Genomic DNA, 23,458 nt, shown 5'->3' on the forward strand with positions numbered 1-23,458 from the left:
GACACCAGCGTGAACCCTGACCGGAGCCGGTGCACGCCGGTCAGACGCCCGCGTACGAGTGCTTGCCGCTGACGAAGATGTTCACGCCGTAGTAGTTGAACAGCCAGCAGGCGAAGGCGGCCAGTGCCAGGTAGGCGGCCTTGCGGCCCTTCCAGCCGGCCGTGGCGCGGGCGTGCAGATAGCCGGCGTAGGCGACCCAGGTGATGAAGGACCAGGTCTCCTTGGGGTCCCAGCCCCAGTAGCGGCCCCACGCGTCACCCGCCCAGATCGCGCCCGCGATAATCGTGAACGTCCACAGCGGGAACACGGCCGCGTTCACCCGGTAGGCGAACTTGTCCAGGGAGGCGGAGGCGGGCAGCCGGTCCAGGACCGAGTTCGCGAACCGGCCCGGCTGGCCGCCGGTGGCGAGCTTGTTCTCGTACGAGTCCTTGAAGAGGTACAGGATCGTGGCGACCGCGCCGACGTAGAACACCGCGCCGCAGAAGATCGCGGTGGAGACGTGGATGTACAGCCAGTACGAGTGCAGCGCGGGCACGAGCTGGTCGCTCGCCGTGTAGAGGACGGTCACCGCGAGGCCGAGGTCGAGCAGGACCGTGGTGATCAGGAACAGGCCGAGCCAGCGCACGTTCTTCCGCAGCGCCAGCAGCGCGAGGTACACGCCGACCGCGACCGTGGAGAAGGTGATGTTGAACTCGTACATGTTGCCCCAGGGCGCCCGCTGCACCGAGGCCGCGCGGGCGATCACGCCGCCCAGCTCGACCAGGAACGCGAGCACCGTCAGGGAGACGGCGATCCGCCCGTACATGTCGCCCTGCTCGTCCCCGCCGTGCGCGCCCGGCCCGTCGGGCACGTCCCGGCTGCCGGAGGAGGAGCGGACGACGACCCGCGGACGCTCCAGTACGGCGGTGGCGCCGCCGTTCTTCCGCACGGTGACGGCCGGGCCCTTGCCCTTCGCCCGCGCGTCGGCGGTGAGCGCGGCGGCGGTACGGCCGACCTTGCTGCGGCTGCCGAAGAGCCATTCGGCGATGTACGCGAAGAAGGCCAGGGTGTAGACGGCCATCGCGGAGTAGATCAGCGTGTTGCTGATGTTCGCGAGGTTCTCGTTGGTGGCGGCGGCGAGAGTCACTGCTCAGCCCCTTCGGCAGGTACGGCTTGAGGGTCGGGGGAATCGTCGGGGTCGGGGGCGTCGGCCGGGGCGCCGGGGGTCCTGTCGTAGAGGATCCCGGCCAGGGCGCCGAGTTCCTCCGGGACCTTGGCGGACTCGCTGCGGCCGAGGCCGGCCATCTCGACGACCGTGACGCCGTCGGCGCCGCGCACCGCGCGCACCCAGACCCGGCGGCGCTGGATGAACAGGGAGCCGGCCAGGCCGAAGATCGCGGCGAGCGCGCCGGCCAGGGCCCAGCCGCTGGCGGGCTGCTGGGTGATCTGGAAGTTCGCCCACTCCTTGGTGCCCTCGTAGGTGATCGAACCGGCGCCGCCCGGCAGGGTCATGGTGTCGCCGGGCTTGAGGTTCGACCGGAGCTGGAGGCCCTTGGAGTCCTTGAACTCCTTCATGTTCTTCTTGTCGAGCTGGTAGACGCTCTGCGGGATGCCGGAGTCGACGCCGAGGTCTCCGTGGTACGGCTCCAGGTTCAGGACCGGGTTGCGCAGGGACGGGAAGGCGGAGGCCGTCTCCATGCCCTTGACGAAGCTCGGCAGGAAGAACGCCTTGAAGGCGAGCTGTTCGGTCACGCCCTCGGCGTTCCGGTAGCCGTCGAGGACCTTGATCACGCCGGACGAGGTGATGTTGGAGTCCAGCGGGAGCAGCGGTACGGCGTCGCGGTAGACGACGTCGCCCTTGCCGTCGCGGACGGTCACCACGGGCGCGTAGCCGTGGGCGGTGAGATAGACCTTGGAGTCGCCGATCTCCAGCGGGTGGTTGACCTTGACGAGGGTGGTGCGGTCCTTGCCGTAGGCGCCCTCGCTGTAGGTGAGGGCGGCCTGGAAGGTGCGCGCGGTGCCCTTGTTGGGGCCGGTCGTCTCGTACGTGCCGGTGAACTCGTCCAGGGAGAAGCTGAACGGCGTGAGGTCGTCGGCCGAGAAGAGGTTGCCGGACTTGAAGTCGTCGTAGGAGATCAGCGTGTTGGAGAAGCCGCCGCCCTCGACGACCAGGGTGTTGCCCTCGGACTTGAAGAGCTGGCCCCAGGCGAAGGCGACCAGCATCACGATCAGCGCGATGTGGAAGGCGAGGTTGCCGACCTCGCGGAGGTAGCCCTTCTCGGCGGCGACGGCGTCCCCGGCGAGGTGGGCGCGGAAGCGGCGCTTCTTCAGCAGGGCGAGCGCGGCCTCACGGACCTGCTCGGGTGCCGCGTCGGTGTGCCAGGTGGTGTACGCGGGCAGCCGGGTGAGGCGCTTGGGGGCGCCCGGCGGGCGGCTGCGGAGCTGGCCGGTGAACTGCCAGGTGCGCGGCACGATGCAGCCGATGAGGGAGACGAACAGCAGGATGTAGATCGCGGAGAACCACACCGAGCTGTAGACGTGGAAGAGGCCCAGCCGGTCGTAGAGCGGCGCGAGCGTCTCGTGCGCCCGGCGGAACTCGGCGACCTTCGTCTCGTCGCTGCCGGACTGCGGGATCAGCGAGCCGGGGATCGCGCCGAGCGCCAGCAGCAGGAGCAGCAGCAGCGCGACCCGCATGGAGGTGAGCTGGCGCCAGAACCAGCGGGCCCAGCCGATCACGCCGAGACCGGGTGCGCTCGTGAGCGATTCGGCGGGGGCGGTGGAGAGCTGGGAGCCGGCGGCGCCGAGGTCCTGGTCGTCCGGGGCGGCCGGCGTCCCGTCGGTCGTAGAGGTTGTGCTCATGGATCAGATCCCCACAGTGAAGCCGGCGGACCAGGACTGCATGTCCTGCACGAGGCGGTCCCACGTGCCGGTCAGCAGCAGCACACCGGTCACGATCATCATGATGCCGCCGGTCCGCAGCACCCAGACGTAGTGCCGCTTGACCCAGCCGAAGGCGCCGAGCGCCTTGCGGAAGGCGACCGCGGCGAGCACGAAGGGCACACCGAGGCCGAGACAGTAGGCGACGGTCAGTATGGCACCGCGGCCCGCGCTGCCCTGCTGCGAGGAGAGGGCGATCACGGAGGCGAGGGTCGGGCCGATGCAGGGGGTCCAGCCGATGCCGAACAGGGCGCCCAGCAGGGGGGCGCCGACGAGTCCGGTGGCGGGCCTGCGGTGGAAGCGGAACTCGCGCTGGGTCATCCAGGGCATCAGGCCCATGAAGAAGACGCCCATGAGGATCATCAGGACGCCGAGCACCTTGGACAGGACGTCCCGGTTGGCCTGGAGGCTGTCACCGGCGTAGCCGAACAGCGCGCCGCCGGAGACGAACACGGCGGTGAAGCCGAGGACGAAGAGGGAGGCGCCGGCGGCCATCCGGCCGCGCCGGGCCTCGGCCAGGTCGGTGCCGGCGACCCCGGTGACGTACGAGAGGTAGCCGGGGACGAGCGGCAGGACGCACGGGGAGAAGAAGGAGACCAGGCCGCCGAGGAGGGCGATGGGCAGGGCGAGCAGCAGCGCGCCGCTGAGCACTGTCTGGTTGGGGTCGGTCGACGCGGCCAGGGTGGTGAGTGCGCTCACGTCACTTCTCCGCGAGGACCGGGGCGATCATCTTGCGCAGCTTGTCCTCGCTGAGCGCGGCCAGGGAGCGGGCGGCGATCTTTCCCTCCCGGTCTATGACGAGCGTGGAGGGGATGGCCTGCGGGTTGAGCGTGCCCTTCTCGAAGCGGAGCATCAGCTTGCCCGTGGGGTCGTACAGGCTGGGGTAGGTGACGCCCTGCTGCTTCTCGAAGGCGAGGGCCTTGTCGGTGCCGTTGTCCCGGGTGTTGATGCCGACGAACTGCACGCCGTCGGCCTTCAGGTCCTGGTGGACCTTCTCGAAGTTGGGTGCCTCGGCGCGGCAGGGGGCGCACCAGGAGCCCCAGACGTTGAGGACGACGACCTTGCCCTTGAAGCTGCCGACGTCGAGCTGTCCGCCGTCGACGGTCTCACCGGACAGGTCGGGGAGCGCGGTCCGCTTCCCCTTTGCGACGGTGGAGATGCCGTCCGCGCCGAGGACGAAGTTGGTGTCGCCCCCGCCGCCCGCGGTCCCTCCGGAACCGCACGCGGAGAGCAGCAGTGCCGCCGTCGCGGCGGCGCCGGTGAGGGCGGCGCGGCGTGAGCGGTTCCGGGGCTTCGAGCGCTGGGGGGCGCGGCTGGCGGCACTCATGTGAAAAGTTTCGCATGCCCGTTCTGGGGATCTTGCGCACCCCCCTTGTGGGGGCCTTTGTGGGGCCCTTGCGGGGCCCTTGTGGGGGAGATCCGCGTGTCAGGCGGCGTTCGCGGAGGCGGTGGAGGTGGGGGCCGAGGTGCTGGTCCCGGTGCCCTTCGTGAACTCCTGCCAGCCGCCGGCCGGGCGCTGTCCGACGTCCAGGGTGCGGAGCTTGTCGAGGACCTCGGGCTTCTGTACGTCGATCCAGTCGGTGAACTGCCGGAAGGAGACGAGGCGTACGTCGGCGCCCTTCTCCTTCTCCCGGGCGATGTGCTTGAACGCCTCCTCGACGGCGTCCATGTAGATGCCGCCGTTCCACTGCTCGAAGTGGTTGCCGATGAAGAAGGGGGCGCGGTTCGTCTCGAATGCCCGCTTGAATCCCTGTATGTACGCCTGGGCGGACTGCTTGCGCCAGCCCGGGTAGTTGTGGCTGGGGGCGTTCGTGGAGTTGACCGACTGGTTGGCCAGCATGTTGTAGTCCATGGAGAGGACCTCGAAGCCACGGCCGGGGAACGGTATCTGCTGGAGCGGCAGGTCCCAGATGCCGTCCTTCTTCACCGGCCACACCTGGCGGCCGCCGGGCGAGGAGGCGTCGTAGCGCCAGCCGAGGGAGCGGGCGGTGGGCAGCAGGCTGTCCTGGCCGAGCAGACAGGGCGTGCGGCCGCCGACGAGTTCCTTGTCGTAGTCGAAGGGCAGGGCCGGCAGATCGGTCCAGCCGGTGTTGGTCCGCCACTCCTTCACGAAGGACTTGGCCTGGTCTATCTCGCTGCGCCACTGCGCGGACGTCCAGTTGCCGACGGAGCCGGAGCCGCCGCAGAAGTGGCCGTTGAAGTGGGTGCCTATCTCGTGGCCCTCCAGCCACGCCCGGCGCACGTTGGTGAGCGTCATCCGGACGTGCTCGTCGGTGAGGTAGCCGATGTCGGAGGCGCCGCGCGGGTTGTTCGGCGGGTCGTAGAGCCGCTTCTTCGACTCGGGCAGCACATAGAGCCCGGAGAGGAAGAACGTCATCGACGCGCCGTGCTCCTTGGCGAGGTCGAGGAAGCGGGGGAAGAGGCCGTTGCCGACCTCGCCCGCGCCGTCCCAGGAGAACACGACGAACTGCGGCGGTTCCTGACCGGGCTCCAGCGGCTCGGGCTTCGCGGGCTGGTGGGGCTGCTTGCCGGTGAAAGAGGTGGAGCCGTCCCCGATCGGACGGGCGGTGGCCGAGGGGCTGGGGCTGCCGGAGGGGCTCTTGCTCCCCTTCCCCGAGCCCTTGGCGCCGTCGCCGGAACCGCCGCCGTCCGAACCCGAGAGGCTGCCGCAGGCCGAGAGACCGGCGGCGGCCGCGGCTCCGGCGCCGAGTCCGAGTGCTCCCCTTCGGGTGATCGTGCGCATGGCGGTCCTCGTTCGTCGCGTCCTCTGGTGGTCACCCATTCAGAGGACACGACGAACGAGGCGGTTCCGTCGGCGGTTACCGGTTTCGTAACAGACGTACGCAGAAGGAACGTGTGTTCGGGCGCTGTCCGCGCCCGGGCCCACGCGTTCTACGCGCCTTCTACGCGCCGAACGCCTTGCCCTGCCCCGTGTTGTTCTTCCCCTTCACCGGCTTGGCGCCGGCCCGCAGATGCTCGGGGACGAGGTCGATGGCGGGCTCGGAGTAGCCGACGGAGACGATCGTGTCGCCGAGGTACGTGAACGACGTCAGCGAGGCCAGCGTGCACTGCCGCTTGCGCGGGTCGTGCCAGAGCCGGCGGCGCTCGACGTAGGACCGCACGATCCAGATCGGGAGCTGATGGCTGACCAGCACCGCCTCATGGCCGCGCGCCCGGTCCCGGGCGGCGTCCAGCGCGCCCTTCATCCGGACGACCTGGTCGACGTACGGCTCGCCCCAGGACGGCTTGAACGGGTTGACCAGGTGCTTCCAGTTCTCCGGCTTCTTCAGCGCCCCGTCGCCGACGCCGAAGGTCTTGCCCTGGAAGACGTTGTCGGCCTCGATGAGCCGCCCGTCGGTGGCGAGGTCCAGACCGTGCGCCTTGGCGATCGGGGTGGCCGTCTCCTGCGCCCGCTCCAGCGGCGACGCCACGACATGGGTGACGTCGCGGGAGGAGAGGTGCTCGGCGACCCGGTCGGCCATCTGCCGGCCCAGCTCGGAGAGGTGGTAGCCGGACAGCCGGCCGTACAGGACGCCGTCCGGGTTGGCGACCTCGCCGTGCCGCATCAGGTGGACGACGGTGAGGTCCTTGTCGGTGGTGGTCATGCCGCAGTGGCCTCCGCAGCCGCTCGGGCCGCCGCCGGAAGGGCGTCGGCGATCCGCTGGATGGCCCGGTCGTCGTGGGCCGTGGATACGAACCAGGACTCGAAGGACGACGGCGGCAGGTACACGCCGTTCGCCAGCAGCGAGTGGAAGAAGGCGGTGAAGCGGAAGGACTCCTGCGCCTTCGCGTCCTCGTACGAACGGACCGGGCGGTCCGTGAAGAAGACGGAGAACATGTTGGACGCGCTCTGGAGCGTGTGGGTCACGCTCTCCTTGGTCAGCGCCTCGGAGACCAGCGCCTGGATCCGCTCGGACACCGCGTTCAGCTTGGCGTACGCCGCGTCGTCGAGCAGCCGGAGCTGGGCGAGCCCGGCGGCGGTGGCGACCGGGTTCCCGGAGAGGGTGCCGGCCTGGTAGACGGGCCCGGCGGGGGCGAGGTGCTCCATCACGTCGGCGCGGCCGCCGAACGCCGCCGCCGGGAAGCCGCCGCCCATCACCTTGCCGAAGGTCATCAGGTCGGGGCGGACGCCGTCGATGCCGTACCAGCCGGCGCGGCTGGTACGGAAGCCGGTCATGACCTCGTCGGAGATGAACAGCGCGCCGTTGGTGGCGCAGGTGTCCTTGAGCCCCTGGTTGAAGCCGGGCAGCGGCGGGACGACGCCCATGTTGCCCGGGGACGCCTCGGTGATCACACAGGCGATCTCGCCCGGGTGCCGGTGGAACGCCTCCTGCACGGCCTCCAGGTCGTTGTACGGCAGGACGATCGTGTCGCTGGCCTGGGCGCCCGTGACACCCGGGGTGTCGGGCAGCGCGAAGGTCGCCACACCGGAGCCGGCGGCGGCGAGCAGCGAGTCGACGTGGCCGTGGTAGCAGCCGGCGAACTTGATCACCTTGGTGCGGCGGGTGAAGCCGCGGGCGAGCCGGATCGCGGACATGGTGGCCTCGGTGCCGCTGGAGACGAGCCGCACCTGTTCCACGGGCTCGACCCGGGAGACGATCTCCTCGGCGAGCAGCACCTCGCCCTCACCGGGCGTACCGAAGGACGTACCGCGCGCCACGGCCTCCTGGACGGCGGCGATGACCTCGGGGTGGGAGTGCCCGAGGATCATCGGGCCCCAGGAGCACACCAGGTCGACGTACTCCCGGCCGTCGGCGTCGGTGAGACAAGGACCACTGCCGGACACCATGAACCGGGGCGTACCGCCGACCGCGCGGAAGGCGCGGACCGGGGAGTTCACTCCGCCCGGGGTGACGGCAGCCGCTCGGTCGAACAGTGCCTGCGAGACAGGCGCATCGTATGAATAGGGCAGTTCGCTCATGACCTGCGACTTCTCCGACCTTCTCCGACTTGCTGGACTCCGGTTGCCAGTGACTTCCCAGGGTAGGGCAGGGGGCTGGTGATGCCGCGGGGGCGCCGGACGGGGCCGGGCCGGCCCGGGCCGGGCCGGTGGGCGGGGATCTTCGTCCTCTCCGGAGATCCGGTCGCGCTCGCCCGTCATCTGCGAAACTGTGACCCGAGAGACGCGGCCGGGCGCAGATCACAGCGACGGTGGGGCGCCGGGCTGCGAAGATCCTGCGGACAGGTGTTTCAGCGCACGTTTCGGCGAGCGGCCGTGGGGGAGGTCACTGACACGATGATCGGGTTGCGCGGCCGGGGCTTCGCGTCCTAGAAAAGCAGTCGGGTGGAGATATGCATCGCGGTGGCGGACTGGGCGAGGGGACTGACGACCTTGGTCCTCGACGTGCCCAGCGGGGAAGGCACCGGCGCAACAGGGAGGAAGCCGACGAGGCACGTCAGAACCCAGGTGTGAACCAAGGTGTGAACCACCCGGGCCCGAATCAGGGTGCGAACCAGGGTGGACCGAATGAGCCCGAGCCGAACGACCGGCGAGTCGACCGGCGGGCCGATCGCCTCCGGGCGGGGAGCAGGAATGGTGGTCGGGTGGGGGTGACGTACAAGTACTTCGGCGCGCCGGACGGCGCGACCGCGGCCCGCGTCCCGATCTCGATGCGCCCCGAGGAGCTCGGCGGCGACGAACTCGGCATGAACGGCATGTTCACCAAGATCAAGCCGGAGACGATGGCCGCGATGGTGCTGACCGGCATCGAGGGCGTCCCCCTGCACAAGGTGCCCCCGCTCGAACTGGTCGTCCTGCACCCCGACTACGCGGTGGTGAAACTCCCGATGACCGTCGTCGACCCCCTGCGGGACATCGGCGAGGAGGCGGTGGGCGCGGCGGCCTTCATCTGGTCGACGGTCCCGGACCGCGGTGGCCCCCGGGACGCGTTCAACGTCTACCAGCTCCTCCACGAATGGCAGGACTTCAGCCACCGCCTGCACGAGGCGGGCCACCAGCCGTATTGCCTGGTGTGGCCCTGACCTGGGGTTTCGGTGGTTTCGGGCGGGGTCTTCGGGCCTCGCCCTTCTCTTTTCTTCACTGAGCCGGGGCTCCAGCAGGTCCAGGGCCTCGTCCCAGCGGAAGCGATCCGCGCCGCCGCCCGCCTTGGGACGGTGGGGCTCGTATCCGCCGACCAGGACCCCCATCTCCCGAAGCTGGTCCAGGCTCCGGCGGTAGGCGGGGTGGGCGGCCTGGGCCGTGTTCAGGTACGGCAGGACGGCCGTGGGCACACCCATGCCGTACGCCTCGCACAGGACGCCCAGGGCGAGGGTGTCGGAGATCCCGGCGGCCCACTTGTTGACGGTGTTGAAGGTGGCCGGCGCGACGGCGATGGCATCCGCGGGCGGCAGCGGACGGGCCTCCCCCGGCTTGCGCCAGCCGGAACGGACCGGATAGCCGGTCCTGCCCTCGACCGCCTCGGCATCGAGGAGGCCCAGCCCCTGCGGGGTGGCGATCACACCGACATCCCAGCGCCGCTCCTGCGCGGAGGCGATCAGCTTGCCGACATCACCGGCGATGCCACAGCCGCACACGACGACGTAGAGGAAGGGCTTGTCGGTCACGCGGGGGCTCCCAGGCGTTGGTCGAGGGGGTGCGGCTCCGGCAGGGTACGGCGGCGGTCGCGGGCGGTCTCTACCCAAAGGGCGGCACCAGGATGTGCGTGAGGAGGCGTGGCCGGTCGGCGTGCCGTTCTGTTCTTGTTGTAGGGGGCGGTAGCCTCTGGGCCGGTTGGGGTGTTTGGGTTGTTTGGTGCCGTGTTGGGAGGATCTCATCGTCGGGAGTGAGTCGCGGGGTGGTGGGGGGCAGCCCGGTGAGGCTGATCTGTTGCGGGAGATGTTGGGGCGGCCCGAGTACCGGAAGGCGCTGGTGTTCTGTGGGCTGATCGGGATTCCCGTGGCGCTCGTCGCCTACTGGTTTCTTGTGGCGCTCCATCAGCTTGAGCGGCTGATGTGGACGACGTGGCCCGAGGCACTGGGCTGGGAACGGGCGCCCTGGTGGTGGGGGTTTCCGTTGCTGGGGGTGGCGGGTGTCGTCGTCGGGGTGGTCGTCGTACGGCTGCCCGGGCGGGGTGGGCATGTGCCGGCGGCCGGGCTGCATTCGGGCGGGGTGGCGAAAGAGGCGTTGCCCGGGGTTGTCACGGCCGCGCTCGTCGGGCTGCCGCTCGGGGTCGTGCTCGGGCCCGAGGCGCCGTTGATCGCCCTGGGCGGCGGGCTGGCACTGCTGAGCGCGAGTCTGGTGCGGGCGCCGCAGAACGAGGCCGGCACCGCGCTGCTGGGCGCGGCCGGCTCCGCCGCGGCGATCTCGGCACTGTTCGGGAACCCGGTCGTCGGCGCCGTACTCCTGATGGAGGTGGCCGGGGTCGGCGGGCCGCAGCTCTTCGCGGTGATGCTGCCCGCGTTGCTGGCCAGCGGGGTCGGGGACCTCGTGTTCACCGGGTTCGGGCACTGGACCGGGCTGGAGACCGGCAGCCTCGACATCGGGCTGCCCAAGCCGCCGCCGCTCGACGTGGGAGACGTGCTGTGGGTGCTGGTGACGGCGCCCCTCGTCGCGCTGCTGGTGCACTGGATCTTCGTCGTCGGGCGGTACACGGTGCGGTTCGTGGCCTCCCGGACGGTACGGAACACCACGCTGTGCGCGCTGGGGGTGGCGGTGTGCGTCGCGCTGTACTCCCTCACCACCGGGCGCTCCCCCGCCGAGGTCGCGCTGTCCGGGGAGAGCACGCTCGGTGAACTGGCCCAGGACCCGCACGCCTGGCCGATCGGCGCGCTCGTGGCGGTGCTGGTGTTCAAGTCCCTCGCGTACGCGCTCTGTCTGGGCGGGCTGCGCGGCGGTCCCGTCTTTCCCGCGCTGTTCCTCGGCGGGGCGGCCGGTGTGCTGCTCTCGCCGCTGCCCGGGTTCGGGCTGGTGCCGGCCATGGCGGCAGGGATGGCGGCTGCGGTGGCGGCGGCCCTGCGGCTGCCGGTCAGCGGGGTGGTCCTGGTCGTCCTGCTGCTGGGGAACGTGGAGACGGTGGCGTTGGTGGTGCTGGCGGCCGTGCTGTCGTTCGCCCTGACCGAGCTGCTGCCGCAGGGGCCGAAGGCGACGCCCACGCCCACGCCGTGAGCGAACCGGGGATCACGCCTCCTCCGCCGTGACGCGGCCCGTGCCGATCGCGTCCACCAGGGCCTGGTGGTCCTTCTCGTTCTGGTCCGCGTACAGCTCGGCGAACTCGGCGAGGGCGCGGTCGAAGACGTCGCCGCCGCCGAGATACGCGGCGATCGCGATGCGGTCGCCGGAGCGGGCGTGGGCGCGGGCCAGGGTGGCGCCGCACAGCCGTCCGAAGAGGGACATCCGCTTCGGCGACAGGGTCTCGGCGACCACGATGCCCTTCCAGTCGCGCAGTTGGCGGATGTAGAAGTCGCGGCTGCGGCCGTCGATGCCGGTGGTGCGTTCCCAGCCGAGGAAGATGTCGCTGGTGGCCTGCATCAACCGCTGGCCGGCGACGACCCGTTCGCCCTGGGTGTCGAAGCGGCTGGCGCCGGCGTAGGGCGCGAGGACGGACTCGTCGGCCTCCTTGGCCTGGAGGAACAGCGGGTCCTCGTCGTCGCGGCCGAGCAGCAGGACGATCCAGCAGCGGGTGCCGACGCTGCCGACGCCGACGACCTTGCGGGCGATGTCGGCGAGCCGGTACGTCTCCAGGAGGAAGCGGCGGTCGGTCGGGAGGGACTGGCTGTAGTGCTGGACGAGGCGGCTGATCTCCCTTTCCAGGACGTGCCGTTCGGCCGACGGCAGCAGGTCCTCCAGGCCGACCAGGAGGGGCGGGTCGGGGGCGATGCGAGGGCGGCCGTCGACGACGTGGGTGAGCTTCTCGAACACCTGGAGCGAGTCGCGGGACTGGGCCTTCGCCCTGGCCCGTTCCCACATCCGTGTGCCCTTGGACCCCATCTCCGGGGCGAAGTGGCTCGCCAGTTCGTCGGCCTCGAAGCGGGTGTACCAGACGTCGAGGTTGCCCATCTCGGCGTAGGCGCGCATGCGTTCGCGGTACGACCGGACGGTGTCGCGGACCACGGAGGCGCGTTCCCTGGTGTCGAAGCCGTTCGCGCGGGCCGCGATGACGAGGCTCGCGGCGAGGCGTTTGACGTCCCACTCCCAGGGGCCGGGGAGGGTTTCGTCGAAGTCGTTGATGTCGAACATCAGCCGGCGTTCCGGGGAGGCGAGCAGGCGGAAGTTCAACATGTGGGCGTCACCGCAGAGTTGGGCCCTGATGCCGGTGCGCGGGGTGTCGGCGAGGTCCGCGGCCATGATGGCGGCGGCGCCGCGGTAGAAGCGGAACGGCGACTCGCTCATCCGGCCGTAGCGGATCGGTACGAGGTCGGGGAGCCGTCGCGCCGACTGGGCCTCGATGATGTCCACCGGGTCCTCGCGGTCGGACGGCGGGCTGAACTCCGCGTGACTGGAACGCGGTACGGCGGTCCGCGCGGCCCGCCCCACATCGGCCCGCTCCCTCGGGGTGCGGTACCGCAGATCGTGCCCGGTGGGCTGTTCATCGGTCATGGCAGACGCTCCCGCCTATGAGTCTTCCAAGGTAGCCGTGGGGGTGGGGGGCGGCGAGTCGGGATCTTGGGAGGGGGTGACGCCCCGGGAGGGGGTGGGGGTGGCGCCCCGAGAGGGGCTGGGGGTGTGTCACTCCGGGAGGGGTGGGGTGGGTGCTAGTGGGGCGGGGGGCGGTAGCCGGGTGGTCCGGGCGCGTGCGGCGGGCTCCAGCCCCGGGGAGGCGGGCCCTTATGGGTCGGGGCCCGGTGAGGTGGGGTGGGTGCTCGTAGGGCGGGAGGGCGGTAGCCAGGTAGTCCGGGCGCCGTGCGGCGGGCTCCAGCCCCGGGGAGGCCGGCCTTATGAGTCGGGGCCCGGTGGGCTGGGGCCGGGCGAGGTGGATCCCGGTGGGGTGGACCCGGGTGGGTCCGGGCCGGGGGCGGTGGACTCCGGTGGGGTGGATCCCGACGGCGAGGGATGTGGTGAAGCGGACTCCGGTGGGGTGGAGCCGGACGGCCCGGCCCCTGGTGCGGACGGCCTCGGTGAAGCGGGGTCGGGGTCTGGTGGGGCGGAACCCGGCTCGGCGGAACCGGACGGGTCGGACCCGGACGGGCCGGAGCCGGGCGGGGTGGACCCGGGCGGGGTGGACCCGGGCGGGGTGGACCCGGGTGAGGCGGAACCCGGTGAGGGGGCGGAACTCGGTGCGGTGGAGTCCGGCGGCGCGGAACCCGGTGAGGCGGCGGAACCCGGCGGCACGGACTCCGGTGGGGTGGAGCCGGACGTCCCGGTCCCGGGTACGGACGGCCTCGGTGAAGCGGGGTCGGGGTCTGGTGGGGCGGAACCCGGCTCGGCGGAACCGGACGGGCCGGACCCGGACGGGCCGGACCCGGACGGGCCGGACCCGGACGGGGTGGACCCGGACGGGGTGGACCCGGGCGGGGTGGACCCCGGTGAGGCGGACCCCGGTGCGGCGGAACCCGGTGAGGGGGCGGAATCCGGCGGCGCAGGAGCCGGTGGGGCGGAGCCCGGCAGCGTGCCCCCCGGTGGGGCGTACTCGAGTGCCGGTGGCGTGCCCAAGAGGCGGGCTGCCCAGGGTTCTCGGGCCACCACCGCGCCCGCCGTGACGCAGAGGGCGATCACCACGCACAGGGTGATCAGCCAGGACAGGAGGGTGAAGACCGCGCCGAGGGAGCCGTACGCGGCGAGGCTGTGGTTGAGGGCTCGGGGGACGTACAGGGTCGCCGTGGAGGTGAGGACGCTCAGGGCCGCGCCCGTGAGCAGGGCGCCCGGGAGGAGGGGCGCCCAGGGCACGCGGCCGGTCAGCAGCAGGTGCTGGGTCCACCACCACAGGCCGACGTCGGCGACCAGCAGCAGCGGCAGGCCCAGCCACAGGCCGAGGCCGAAGCCGTTGCGCAGGACGTCCTGGAAGCCGATCATCACCAGCCACGCCGCGAGCCAGGCCAGCCACCGCCAGGCGGCCACCCGCGCGGCGGCACCCGGCAGGCGCCAGGCGCGTTCGCAGAGCCGTTGCATGGCCCGGCTGCACGCGGTCGCCGAGATCAGCACCAGCAGACTGCTGACGAACCCCGTCGTCTGGAGGAACTCGCCCGACTCGTCGCCCAGGAACGCCTGTCTGAGCTGGGCGTCCGCGCTGCCGGTCAGCCCGAACACGTCCCGCACGGAGTCGACGAACCGTTCCCGCATGTCCTGCGGGGCGATGGAGGCCACGACGAACAGCAGCGGTACGGCCGTGAGGAACGTCTGGGCGGCCAGCCGGGTCGCGGAGTCGAGCACGTTCACCGAGAGGACGTGGGACATGAGGTGTGTGATCAGCGGGACCCTGGCCTCCGCCCGGGCGCGCAGCCCCATCAGCCGGGTCAGCGCCGACTCCCGGCGCTTCCCGCGCTCCGCGCGCTCCCGGCGCCGCCACCGCCGTCGCCTCGGCGGGGGCTCCGGACCGGCGACGTCCCGTCCCGCACCGGGGTCCGGGTTCACGCCGGGCCGGGGTCCAGGAACTCACGGAGGGCGAGGGCGATCAGCACGATCACCGCCGTCCAGATCACGACCGCCATGGTCGGGTAGTTCCAGGTGAACAGGACGATCGCCGCGACCAGCAGGATCGCCGCCCCGATCCACGGCTTGTAGCGGTGCGTGAAGCGGCCCACCGCGCCCAGCCGCAGCCCCGACGACATGGCCACGTCCCGCCCGGCGCCGATGCCCTTGCTGAAGAAGTGCCGGGTGAAGACGGCCGGCCGGGAGGGCCCGACGAAGAACGCGCCGAGCGCCGTGACCAGCGCGAGCGCGCCCACCGCACGGATGCCGGAGCGCAGGAACCGTACGAGTGCGTCGTAGATCGAACCGGCGGCGGCCTCGCTCGCGCCCGCGGGCAGATGGTCGAGGTAGATCGCGCGGAAGACCGTGAGCGCGACGCCCAGCACCACCATCGCGACCAGCACCCCGAGCGCGGCCCCGATCAGGGCACGGCGCCGGTGCGCGGCCAGGAACACGCCGGCGGCGGCCACCAGGACGGTGATCACGGGCAGCCAGGTGCCGAGGATCTCCAGCACCCGCAGATACGTCTTGATCTTCCCGACGCTGTCGCCCTCGACCACGACGAATTCCGTGTGGACCTCGGGGATGCGGGAGGCCAGGCCGAAACCGTCGTCGACCAGCCGCTCCTTCACCTGCTGGACGATCGGCCCGATGTCGATGGCGACCTGGTTGTTCTTCAGCGACACCGCGCCGCCGGCCTGCCCGGTGAGGGCCTTGTCGACGGCGGCGTGGGCCCGGCGGTTGGCGTCGGTCCAGACCGTCTCGAAGGCGGGGCCGGACACCACGCGTTCCACCGTCGAGCCGACCAGTTCCTTCAGACCGCTGCTGATCGGGCCCGTCAGGCCGCCGATCAGGGTCGCGGCCCTGGGCGGTACGCCGCGCTCCGACGCCGCGTCGCTCAGCTCGTCCACCAGGCCGTCGACGTCGATCCGCTGGACGACGGCGTCCGTGACCCGGCGGGTGACGGCCTGCTGAATGTCCGGATCGGAGGCCAGCGGAGCCACGGTGGCGACATAGCGGTCGGTGTCGCGGACGATGCTGTTCGTCCAGACGGCGACCACGGAGAGCAGCGCCAGCAGCGACGCCAGGATGATCAGCAGGGCCGAGCCGAAGGACCGCAGCCGGTGCCGGGGCTCGTGGACCGGCTCCTGCTTCCGCTGGTCACCGGCGGTCTCCAGGGCGCCGATCCGGTGCCGGAGTTCCTCGAGTTCGCCGCGTTCGCGCTCCGACAGCCTCCGGTCGTCCGAGGACTGCTCGGACGGCCGCTCCGGCTCGGGGCGAGGGGCGTCGCCGTCTGTCATGTCTTCGAGGAGATCCCGGCGGGGGCCGCCCGGCGAGGCGGGTGGGCCGACGGAGTGAACGCGCGGTGCGGGCCGCACCGGGTGCGACGACCGGCGGCCGGTGCTGCAATGGCAGGCGGGGGACCCACGAACGCACCTAGGGGACTGCCGTGAGCGAGCAGAGCGAGCAGAACGACGACATCGACGAGCTGGGACCCATCGACTTCGTGGTCGTGGAGTTCCCCGGCAACCACATGACGGGTGAGGGACTCCCGCTGCTGGTCGACCTGGTGGAACGGGAGGTCATCCGGATCCTCGACCTGCTGTTCGTACGCAAGGACGAGGACGGCACGGTGACCGCGGTGGAGATCGCGGACGTCACCGGCGACGGCGAACTCGACCTGACCGTCTTCGAGGGCGCGCGGTCCGGGCTCCTCGGCCAGGACGACCTGGACGAGGCCGCCGCGGCCATCGAGCCCGGCAACTCCGCGGCGCTGCTGGTCTACGAGAACCTGTGGGCCGCGCCCTTCGCCAGCGCCCTGCGGCGGGGCGGGGCGCAGTTGGTGGCGTCGGGGCGGCTGTCGGCGGAGGCGGTGCTCGCCTCGCTGGACGCGGTGGAGGCGGCGGAGGCGGGGGCGTAGGCCCGGTCCTCCACAGCGTGGTGGGCGGTGGAGCTAGCCTCCGCCGCCCACCACGCTGTAGCTGAGCCAGGGGGTCTGGCCGGGGGTGTACGCGACGGACATCTGCGTGCCGAGGTAGAAGCTCTCGCCGCCGGTCTGCCCGGCCTGGTCCTTGCCGGCCTTGGTCAGGACGCAGTCCTCGTTGGCGTAGAGCCTGATGTCGTCGACGGTGTGGTTGGTGACGTGGTGGGCGCCGCCGGGGAGACGGTGGCAGCCGTCCTCGTCCGGACTCTGGATCGTCACCTCCCGCTTCGCGGGGGTGCGGTACTCGATGGTGCCCATGGCGGGGTGCTGCGTACAGCCCGCGACGGCGAGCAGGAGAACGACGGCGGCCGCGGCCCGTCGGCCCGTACGACTGCGCCTACGTCTACGACTACGACAGGTCATGGCGTCGAGTCCTCGTCTGTGCGGGAGGTCAGCGGGGAGCCGGCGGGAGACCCGGCCCCGTGCGCCCAGGCTGCCGCGATCTCCCCGCCCCGGCACGCGGGGCAGGCCCACTCGGCTGAATCGGGCCGGAACAAGCGTGAGCCGCGGCTGATCTCCAGCCGCGGCTCGGCTCATCCCGTCACCGCACCCCCGTCACATCCCCTCGAAGGTCCTCGCGTCCCGGGACGGCCCCACGCACAGGGCCCAGATCACGAAGCCATCGATGATGATCAGCATGATCGCCCAGAACGGGTACCACGGCAGCCAGGCGAAGTTGGCGATCATCGAGAGGCCGGCCAGGGTGATGCCGACGAAGCGGGCCCAGGCCGCGCCGCTGAAGAGGGCGAAGCCCGCGAGGGTCACCACGATGCCGAGCACCAGGTGCAGCCAGCCCCAGCCGGTCAGGCTCCACTGGAAGGTGAAGTTGGGGGTGGCGACGAAGACGTCGTCCTCGGCGATGGCGGCGATGCCCTGGAAGATCGCCATGATCCCGCCGAACATCATCATGATCGCGGCGAAGACGGTCCAGCCGGACACGGCCATTCCGCGGCCGCCGGCGCTCTGCGTTCCCGTGCTCTGCGTGGTCATCCCGGACTCCTTAGGAATGGGCCTCATCGCCGTACCCCGCCCGTCCCGGACCGGGACGGGGACCGGTCGGCGATCCACACGCATCCAGCGTGACACGGGAGCCGGGGCCCGGCAGATCCACCGGCCCGCCGCCGGAATGCCGGGGCCTCGCGGCGGTGGTCCAATGGAGGAAACCCGGCGCGAGAGGGGATCGCCATGCCAGGTCTGATTCGCGGGGTCGCCCGCACCGCGGTCGTCGCGGGTACGGCGACCGCCGTCTCCAACCGTGTGTCCCGCCGCCAGCAGGGCCGCTGGGCGGCGCAGGAGGGCTACCACCAGGAGCCGCAGCCCCAGTACCAGCAGCCGCCCCCGCCGCCGCCCCAACCGGCCGCCGCCACTCCTCCCCAGGACGAGATGACCCAACGCATCGACCAGCTCAAGCAACTCGGCGACCTCAAGGCCCAAGGCGTGCTCACCGAGGCCGAGTTCGAGGAACAGAAGCGCAGGTTGCTGTCATAGGCCATAGGTCACAAGTCATAGTCCGCAGGCGGCGCAGGACCGACTGCCGTACGGGAGGAGGGCGGCAACTCGGGTCGGATCAGGGGGAGTCGATCAACTCCACCAGGGCCGACCTCGCCCGGGCCACTCGCGAACGAACCGTGCCCACAGGGCAGTTGCTGACCCGGGCCGCCTCCGCGTACGGCAGTCCCGCCAGTTGGGTGAGGACGAACGCCTCACGGCGTTCGTCCGGGAGCGCGGCCAGCAGGTCGAGCAGGGCGATGCCGTCGTCGAACCCGGGCAGGCCGCGCGGCTGGGCGGACTCGACGGCCCGCTGCCAGTCCGCCGTGTCGGAGAGCCGGGGCCGGGTGGAGGCGTACCGGTAACTGTCCATGACGGCCCGCCGGGCGATGGACAGCAGCCAGACCCGCGCCGAGGAACGGCCCTCGAAACGGTGCAGGCTGCCCAGCGCCCGCAGGAACGTGTCCTGCGCGAGGTCCTCCACGGCCTGGGGATCGGCGCAGAGGTGGGCGACGTACCGCAGCACGTCACGGTGGAGGGCCTGCACGAACCGTTCGACGGCGGCCGGGTCGCCGGCGCGGGCGGCGAGCGCCCAGGCGGTTATCGACTCGTCGGGGCAGGCCGGAGGGGCGGAAGCGATCACTTGGTGTCCTTCTCGGTCATCCGTGATCCGGACCGGGCACGCCGGTGCCCCGCCGTACGCCCGCCAACGGCACGGCGGCGGAACGAGGGCGGAGAACCAGGGCGGAACCCGGGTCCGGCAGTGGGGAAAGCGGGGCGCGCGCGGACGGCGGCCCCGGGTGTCACCGGCTGTCGTCAGGCGACAGCGGGCCCCACGGGCGGACCCCGGGAAGTGATCGCGTGGACGAGGAGAAGGCGCGGAACGCGCTCCGACCGGCCCCGGGCGAGGCGCCGGCGGGGGCGATCCGGGGTGTCGGGCAGGGCGAGCAGCAGCCGCAGCGGCGCGACGAGCCGGGCAGCCATGGCGCGCAGGACCCGGAAGGCGGCCCGTTCGCCCTGGGCCAGCCACAGTCCGCACAGCAGCGCGGCCAGCAGGTGCGCGGCGAGCATCCCGAACGACGACGACATGAACGACGACGACAGGTCACCGAGTCCGGCCAGCCCGTCGCCGCCCCCGCCCACGTCCATGGCGTCCATACCGCTCATCGAGCCCATGGAACCCATAGAGCCCATGGAGCCCATGGAGTGCGCGTGCCCGGCATGACCATGCATCGCCATGTGCCCGACACCACCGGCAATACCGGAGCCGCCGGCACCCCCGGCAGCCCCCGCATGCCCGTCAGCCCCCTGCGCGAGTGAGAACCCCACGTGCAGAGCCGTCTGCGCCGCGACGACGACCGACACGACCGTCGGCATCCCCCGCTCCCGGCCCGCCAGGCACCACCCCGCGGCGCCGGTCGCGGCCGCGCCCGCGGCCAGGGTCCAGCCGGGCACCTGGACGCCGGACATCAGCACGTGTCCCAGGGCGGCGAGCAGCACACAGACGGCCGCGAACAACGCGGCCCGTACCGTGCGCACACCCCACCCTGCGTCCACGCGCCCCATCCTGGCATCCGGTCCCGGGTCGTCATGTCTGAGTACGGAATTCCCCCCGAGGCCACACTCAGCGCACCGAATGTGTCGCACACCACACTCCGCCACCCGGGCGCTCCGTCCCGTGCCCTCCCTCCACGCCGACGCGCCCGAGCCGCCCATGTCGCAGAGACTGGGAAGAGTGGGTGCTTCAAGAGCGGAGAGACCGATGAGCGGGTGCCCCGAGCGGGTGCGGATCGCGCTGGTCTGCGACTGTCCCCTCTTCCGGCACGGGGTCTCCCAGCTCATCGGCACCACCCCCGACCTGTACCTCGTCGCCCACGCGCCGTCGGTGGAGCGCGCCGACGGCAGCCTGCGCGGGGCGCACGTCGTGCTGATCGACGTCCAGGAGACCGGGCCCCGGCTCGCCGCGGCCGTGGCGAGGCTGCGCAAGCGGGGACACGCCGTGCTGGTGGTGTCGTCGTCGCCGCAGATCGACGCCGTGCAGGTGATCCAGGCGGGCGCGAGCGGCTTCCTGAGCCGGCGGGCGGAGCCGGACGAGGTGCTGCGGGCGATCCGTACGGTGGGCGCGGGCCGCAGCTATGTGTCCGGGCCGGCCAGCGATCTGCTCAGCCACATCCCGCATTTCACGGACCGGGAGCAGGAGATCCTGAACCTTCTCGCGCACGGTTCCACGGACCACGAGATCGCGGCGCGGCTGGGCATCAGCAAGCACACGGTCCAGTCGCACCTGGACCGGATCGGTGAGAAAACCGGCTCCCGGCGCCGCCCCGACCTCACCCGGATCGCCGTCGAGAACGGTCTCGCCGACCAGCGCTGACAGCGCCTCGGGCAGCCCCGGACGGGCCCTCACGTGGGCAGTTCTACCCCGGTCCCCCTGGGCAGTTGTCTCCCTTGACCGGTCCCGCGCGAAAGCCGGACGGTGGAACCGAACCACTGGCGCAGCACGAGAATCAGCCGGGAGCAGTCATGCGCAATCGTCGTCTCGCAATTCTCGCCGTCGCAGCGGTTCTGCCTCTGGGCGGAGCGTCGCTGTTGGTGGCCGGTCCGGCATCGGCAGCGCCCCCGCCTCCCGTGACGGTCTCCGGGACGGTGGAGGACTGCGACAGCGGCTCCTCCCCGGAGGACGTGACGATAGAGACGAGCAAGGAGTCCAAGTCCAAGGACGTCTCGGGCACCAACAAGTACTCCGTGGTGTTCAAGAACATCCCGAAGAACGGGCGGGCCGGCACCGCGACGGTCACCTGCGAGGACGGGACCTCCTACGACCAGAAGGTCAAGATCAAGGGATCGCAGAACGCGCAGCCCGCGAAGCAGAAGATCAACCTGGAGCCGTGACGGCGGGAAACCACCGGCCGGGTGTCGCACCACCGCGACGCCCGGCCGAACCGTACGCCGTCACTCCCCTCCCGCGACTCCCCCGACTCCCGCGACTCCCCCGATTCCCCCGGTCTCCTGCTCCGCCCAGATCGTCTTGCCCTTGGCGTGCGGCCGGGTCCCCCAGCGGCGGCTGAGCTGGGCGACCAGCAGGAGCCCGCGCCCGCCCTCGTCGTAGCCGCGGGCGCGCCGCATGTGGGGTGCCGTGCTGCTGGCGTCCGTGACCTCCACGATCAGGGTGCGGTCGTGGATGAGCCGGAGCCGGATCGGCGGCTCCCCGTGCCGGATCGCGTTGGTGACGAGTTCGCTGACGATCAGCTCGGTGACGAACGACGCCTCGGTCAGCCCCCACGCCTCCAGCCGCGCGACGACGTTCTTGCGGGTGTCCGCGACCGCGGCCGGGTCCGGGCTGACGGTCCAGGTGGCGACGCGGGCGGTGTCCAGCGCCCGGGTGCGGGCGACGAGCAGCGCCACGTCGTCCACCGGCCGCGACGGCAGCACCCGGTTCAGGATCCGGTCGCACAGGGCGTCCAGATCACACGGTGTGGGCTGCGCGTCCGCCGGTCCGGTCAGCGCGGCGCGCAGCCGGGCGAGGCCGTCGTCCACGTCGTCGTCCGGGCTCCTGGCGGCGACCAGGCCGTCCGTGTAGAGGACGAGCAGGCTGCCCTCGGGCAGTTCGGTCTCGGCGGGTTCGAAGGGCAGGCCGCCCAGGCCCAGCGGCGGTCCCGCGGGTACGTCGAGCAGGTCGACCGTGCCGTCGGCGCGCACCACGGCGGGCGGCGGATGCCCGGCCCGGGCGAGGGTGCAGCGGCGGGAGACGGGGTCGTAGACGGCGTAGAGGCAGGTGGCGCCGACGCCGTCTCCGACGCCGTCCGCCGGGTCGGTGTCGCCGGGCAGGTCCACGTCGGCGGCGAGGCGGGCCACCAGGTCGTCCAGGTGGGTGAGGAGTTCGTCGGGCGGCAGGTCGATGTCGGCGAGGGTGCGCACGGCCGTCCGCAGCCGGCCCATGGTCGCGGAGGCGTGCAGTCCGTGCCCGACGACGTCGCCGACGACCAGGGCGACCCGGGCGCCGGAGAGCGGGATGACGTCGAACCAGTCGCCGCCCACCCCGGCGCGGGCGCCGGCCGGGAGGTAGCGGGAGGCGACCTCCACCGCCGACTGCTCGGGCAGCCGCTGCGGCAGCAGGCTGCGCTGGAGGGTGACCGCCGTGCCGCGTTCGCGGGTGTAGCGGCGGGCGTTGTCGATGCAGACCGCGGCGCGGGCCGCCAGTTCCTCGGCGAGGACGACGTCGTCGTCCTCGAAGGGGTCGGGGCGCCGGTGCCGGACCAGGACGACGACGCCGAGGGTGGTGCCGCGGGCCGACAGGGGTACGGCGATGAGGCTGTGGAAGCCGAAGTCGCGGATCCGGGCGGCGCGGGCGCGGTCCCCGGCGATCCAGCCGGCGATCAGGGTCTCGTCGAAGCGGTGCCGTACGGCCCGGCCGGAGCGCAGGCTCTCGGCGGCCGGGGAGCCCTCCGGGTACATGTCCACCTCGCCGCGGGCGAGGACGGCCTCGGGGACGCCGGGCAGCGCGGACTGGTGGGCGGCCCGCCGCAGGGTCAGGGGCGCCCCGGCCGCGGCCTCCTCGGCGCCGTCCTCGAACGCCGTCAGCAGGTCGACGCTGACGAAGTCGGCGAGGCCCGGGACGACCACGTCGGCGAGTTCCTGCGCGGTCCGGATCACGTCGAGGGTGCTGCCGATCCGGCCGCCGGCCTCGGCGATGAGCTGGAGGCGTTCGCGGGCCCGGTGCTCCTCGGTCATGTCGTGCCCGGTGGTGGAGACGCCCAGGATCCGGCCGTCCGGGCTCTCCAGCCGGTGGACGTGCACCGACCAGGCGCGCCCGCGGGCCTCGCCGGGGGCCCGCGCGTGGTTCTCCAGATGGCACGGCAGGCCGGTCTCCAGGGTCCGCCGCATGTGCGCCTCGGTCTCCTCGGCCACCGGCAGGGCGACGATGTCCGTCAGGCGCAGCCCGCGCGACGCGTCGTCGCTCAGGCCCAGCAGCCGTTGTCCGGCCAGGGTGGAGCCGCGCAGCCGCAGGTCGGTGTCGTAGACGGAGACGGCGCAGGTGGGGGCCTGGAGGAGACCGGTCCGCAGCAGTTCCTCGTCCTCGGGCCGGGGGCGGCGGCCGGTCACGGCGCCGATCAGGAGCCAGTCGTGGGTGCCGTCGGCGGCGGTCCTGCGGTGGGCCAGGACGGGGACGTCCACGCGCCGCCCGTCCCGGTGGCGCAGGGTGACCGTGCCGTGCGGGCGCGACGGTGCGACGGGATCCGTGAGGGCGGCGAGGTCCGCGAGGTCTCCGGGGCCGGGCGGCTCGGCGAGCAGTTCGCCGGCCGGCCGGCCGACCGCCCAGGCCGCCGGGTGGCCGAGCAGCCGTTCGGCGCCGGTGTTCCAGCCGGTCACGGTGCCGTCCGCGGCGACGGTGACGCGTGCGGTGAGCGCCTCGGCCTCACCGGCTGCGGGATCCCGCCGGAGGTCGGGGGGAGGCTCCATCACGGCTCCATCACCGCTCATCTCCTCCTTCGGGCGCTTCACCTTCG

General features: G+C 72.1%; 21 protein-coding genes and 1 pseudogene. 6 read left to right on the forward strand and 16 right to left on the reverse strand.

Going from position 1 to position 23,458, the window contains the following annotated elements:
* Positions 1–40 precede the first annotated feature (40 nt).
* The 7 genes from ccsB to hemL all read right to left on the reverse strand — a co-directional run bounded on the left by ccsB (position 41) and on the right by hemL (position 7,837).
* Complete coding sequence (gene ccsB / locus G6W55_RS20985) at positions 41–1,126, reverse strand: c-type cytochrome biogenesis protein CcsB (RefSeq protein ID WP_175522374.1); 1,086 nt, start codon at positions 1,124–1,126, stop codon at positions 41–43.
* Entirely contained in the window at positions 1,123–2,838 is a 1,716-nt protein-coding gene (locus tag G6W55_RS20990) for a cytochrome c biogenesis protein ResB (RefSeq protein WP_175522375.1), read from the reverse strand. The genes ccsB and G6W55_RS20990 overlap by 4 nt, the downstream gene beginning before the upstream one ends.
* Positions 2,839–2,841: 3 nt before the next feature.
* Entirely contained in the window at positions 2,842–3,615 is a 774-nt protein-coding gene (locus tag G6W55_RS20995) for a cytochrome c biogenesis protein CcdA (protein WP_175522376.1), read from the reverse strand.
* Between the two features lies 1 nt (position 3,616).
* Positions 3,617–4,243: a TlpA disulfide reductase family protein gene (locus tag G6W55_RS21000; protein WP_175522377.1), complete on the reverse strand. Its 627-nt coding sequence runs from the start codon at positions 4,241–4,243 to the stop codon at positions 3,617–3,619.
* A gap of 99 nt (positions 4,244–4,342) precedes the next feature.
* Positions 4,343–5,659, reverse strand: a complete 1,317-nt coding sequence (locus G6W55_RS21005; protein WP_175522378.1) for a hypothetical protein — start codon at positions 5,657–5,659, stop codon at positions 4,343–4,345.
* A 160-nt stretch (positions 5,660–5,819) separates the two neighbouring features.
* Entirely contained in the window at positions 5,820–6,521 is a 702-nt protein-coding gene (locus G6W55_RS21010; protein ID WP_175522379.1) for a histidine phosphatase family protein, read from the reverse strand.
* Positions 6,518–7,837 (reverse strand): glutamate-1-semialdehyde 2,1-aminomutase, encoded by a 1,320-nt coding sequence (hemL, locus tag G6W55_RS21015; protein ID WP_175522380.1) that lies wholly within the window; start codon positions 7,835–7,837, stop codon positions 6,518–6,520. The genes G6W55_RS21010 and hemL overlap by 4 nt, the downstream gene beginning before the upstream one ends.
* A gap of 623 nt (positions 7,838–8,460) precedes the next feature.
* On the opposite strand from hemL, the gene G6W55_RS39430 reads away from it, so the two are divergent.
* The gene (locus G6W55_RS39430; protein WP_010353923.1) at positions 8,461–8,898 is read left to right on the forward strand and encodes a hypothetical protein; all 438 of its coding nucleotides are present in this window, start codon (positions 8,461–8,463) and stop codon (positions 8,896–8,898) included.
* Between the two features lie 60 nt (positions 8,899–8,958).
* Here the strand turns inward: G6W55_RS39430 and G6W55_RS21025 are convergent.
* A pseudogene (locus tag G6W55_RS21025) lies at positions 8,959–9,480 on the reverse strand (flavoprotein); the annotation flags it as partial.
* 271 nt (positions 9,481–9,751) lie between these two features.
* Between G6W55_RS21025 and G6W55_RS21030 the strand changes: the two are divergent.
* Positions 9,752–11,020, forward strand: a complete 1,269-nt coding sequence (locus G6W55_RS21030) for a chloride channel protein (protein WP_175522421.1) — start codon at positions 9,752–9,754, stop codon at positions 11,018–11,020.
* A 12-nt stretch (positions 11,021–11,032) separates the two neighbouring features.
* On the opposite strand, the gene G6W55_RS21035 is transcribed toward G6W55_RS21030, so the two are convergent.
* From G6W55_RS21035 to G6W55_RS21045, 3 genes are all read right to left on the reverse strand, one after another.
* A complete protein-coding gene (locus G6W55_RS21035) occupies positions 11,033–12,451 on the reverse strand; it encodes a DUF2252 domain-containing protein (RefSeq protein WP_175522381.1) in 1,419 nt (472 codons plus the stop codon).
* Positions 12,452–12,787: 336 nt separating this feature from the next.
* The gene (locus G6W55_RS38805) at positions 12,788–14,422 is read right to left on the reverse strand and encodes a YhjD/YihY/BrkB family envelope integrity protein (protein ID WP_254876360.1); all 1,635 of its coding nucleotides are present in this window, start codon (positions 14,420–14,422) and stop codon (positions 12,788–12,790) included.
* On the reverse strand, positions 14,419–15,780 hold the full coding sequence (locus G6W55_RS21045) for a hypothetical protein (RefSeq protein WP_244367728.1): 1,362 nt from the start codon (positions 15,778–15,780) through the stop codon (positions 14,419–14,421). The genes G6W55_RS38805 and G6W55_RS21045 overlap by 4 nt, the downstream gene beginning before the upstream one ends.
* Positions 15,781–16,013: 233 nt before the next feature.
* On the opposite strand from G6W55_RS21045, the gene G6W55_RS21050 reads away from it, so the two are divergent.
* Complete coding sequence (locus G6W55_RS21050; protein ID WP_375372461.1) at positions 16,014–16,400, forward strand: DUF6325 family protein; 387 nt, start codon at positions 16,014–16,016, stop codon at positions 16,398–16,400.
* Between the two features lie 33 nt (positions 16,401–16,433).
* On the opposite strand, the gene G6W55_RS21055 is transcribed toward G6W55_RS21050, so the two are convergent.
* Both G6W55_RS21055 and G6W55_RS21060 read right to left on the reverse strand, forming a co-directional pair.
* Positions 16,434–16,826 (reverse strand): hypothetical protein, encoded by a 393-nt coding sequence (locus G6W55_RS21055; protein ID WP_175522382.1) that lies wholly within the window; start codon positions 16,824–16,826, stop codon positions 16,434–16,436.
* 192 nt (positions 16,827–17,018) lie between these two features.
* Positions 17,019–17,453, reverse strand: coding sequence for a hypothetical protein (locus G6W55_RS21060; RefSeq protein ID WP_175522383.1), 435 nt, complete (start codon positions 17,451–17,453; stop codon positions 17,019–17,021).
* A 195-nt stretch (positions 17,454–17,648) separates the two neighbouring features.
* On the opposite strand from G6W55_RS21060, the gene G6W55_RS21065 reads away from it, so the two are divergent.
* Positions 17,649–17,951 (forward strand): SHOCT domain-containing protein, encoded by a 303-nt coding sequence (locus tag G6W55_RS21065; protein ID WP_030790397.1) that lies wholly within the window; start codon positions 17,649–17,651, stop codon positions 17,949–17,951.
* Positions 17,952–18,030: 79 nt separating this feature from the next.
* Here the strand turns inward: G6W55_RS21065 and G6W55_RS21070 are convergent, their stop codons facing one another.
* The gene (locus G6W55_RS21070) at positions 18,031–18,594 is read right to left on the reverse strand and encodes a sigma-70 family RNA polymerase sigma factor (RefSeq protein ID WP_245177764.1); all 564 of its coding nucleotides are present in this window, start codon (positions 18,592–18,594) and stop codon (positions 18,031–18,033) included.
* Positions 18,595–18,767: 173 nt separating this feature from the next.
* Entirely contained in the window at positions 18,768–19,508 is a 741-nt protein-coding gene (locus tag G6W55_RS21075) for a hypothetical protein (protein WP_175522384.1), read from the reverse strand.
* A 205-nt stretch (positions 19,509–19,713) separates the two neighbouring features.
* Here G6W55_RS21075 and G6W55_RS21080 point away from each other — a divergent pair, with 205 nt between their 5' ends.
* Complete coding sequence (locus tag G6W55_RS21080; protein ID WP_175522385.1) at positions 19,714–20,325, forward strand: response regulator transcription factor; 612 nt, start codon at positions 19,714–19,716, stop codon at positions 20,323–20,325.
* Positions 20,326–20,474: 149 nt separating this feature from the next.
* On the forward strand, positions 20,475–20,843 hold the full coding sequence (locus tag G6W55_RS21085) for a hypothetical protein (RefSeq protein WP_175522386.1): 369 nt from the start codon (positions 20,475–20,477) through the stop codon (positions 20,841–20,843).
* Positions 20,844–20,903: 60 nt separating this feature from the next.
* Here the strand turns inward: G6W55_RS21085 and G6W55_RS21090 are convergent, their stop codons facing one another.
* On the reverse strand, positions 20,904–23,411 hold the full coding sequence (locus G6W55_RS21090; protein WP_175522387.1) for a SpoIIE family protein phosphatase: 2,508 nt from the start codon (positions 23,409–23,411) through the stop codon (positions 20,904–20,906).
* Positions 23,412–23,458: the final 47 nt, after the last annotated feature.

This window comes from Streptomyces sp. CAI-85 (genome assembly GCF_013363615.1).
GTDB lineage: Bacteria > Actinomycetota > Actinomycetes > Streptomycetales > Streptomycetaceae > Streptomyces > Streptomyces antibioticus_B.

Coding starts and splice junctions, on each gene's coding strand:
- G6W55_RS21010 (WP_175522379.1), bottom strand. CDS start 6,521: ATGACCACCACCGACAAGGACCTCACCGTCGTCCACCTGATGCGGCAC.
- G6W55_RS21000 (WP_175522377.1), bottom strand. CDS start 4,243: ATGAGTGCCGCCAGCCGCGCCCCCCAGCGCTCGAAGCCCCGGAACCGC.
- hemL (WP_175522380.1), bottom strand. CDS start 7,837: ATGAGCGAACTGCCCTATTCATACGATGCGCCTGTCTCGCAGGCACTG.
- G6W55_RS21090 (WP_175522387.1), bottom strand. CDS start 23,411: ATGGAGCCTCCCCCCGACCTCCGGCGGGATCCCGCAGCCGGTGAGGCC.
- G6W55_RS21060 (WP_175522383.1), bottom strand. CDS start 17,453: ATGACCACGCAGAGCACGGGAACGCAGAGCGCCGGCGGCCGCGGAATG.
- G6W55_RS21050 (WP_375372461.1), top strand. CDS start 16,014: ATGACGGGTGAGGGACTCCCGCTGCTGGTCGACCTGGTGGAACGGGAG.
- G6W55_RS21065 (WP_030790397.1), top strand. CDS start 17,649: ATGCCAGGTCTGATTCGCGGGGTCGCCCGCACCGCGGTCGTCGCGGGT.
- G6W55_RS21005 (WP_175522378.1), bottom strand. CDS start 5,659: ATGCGCACGATCACCCGAAGGGGAGCACTCGGACTCGGCGCCGGAGCC.
- G6W55_RS21035 (WP_175522381.1), bottom strand. CDS start 12,451: ATGACCGATGAACAGCCCACCGGGCACGATCTGCGGTACCGCACCCCG.
- G6W55_RS20990 (WP_175522375.1), bottom strand. CDS start 2,838: ATGAGCACAACCTCTACGACCGACGGGACGCCGGCCGCCCCGGACGAC.
- G6W55_RS21080 (WP_175522385.1), top strand. CDS start 19,714: ATGAGCGGGTGCCCCGAGCGGGTGCGGATCGCGCTGGTCTGCGACTGT.
- G6W55_RS21085 (WP_175522386.1), top strand. CDS start 20,475: ATGCGCAATCGTCGTCTCGCAATTCTCGCCGTCGCAGCGGTTCTGCCT.
- G6W55_RS21030 (WP_175522421.1), top strand. CDS start 9,752: ATGTTGGGGCGGCCCGAGTACCGGAAGGCGCTGGTGTTCTGTGGGCTG.
- G6W55_RS21045 (WP_244367728.1), bottom strand. CDS start 15,780: ATGACAGACGGCGACGCCCCTCGCCCCGAGCCGGAGCGGCCGTCCGAG.
- G6W55_RS21055 (WP_175522382.1), bottom strand. CDS start 16,826: ATGACCTGTCGTAGTCGTAGACGTAGGCGCAGTCGTACGGGCCGACGG.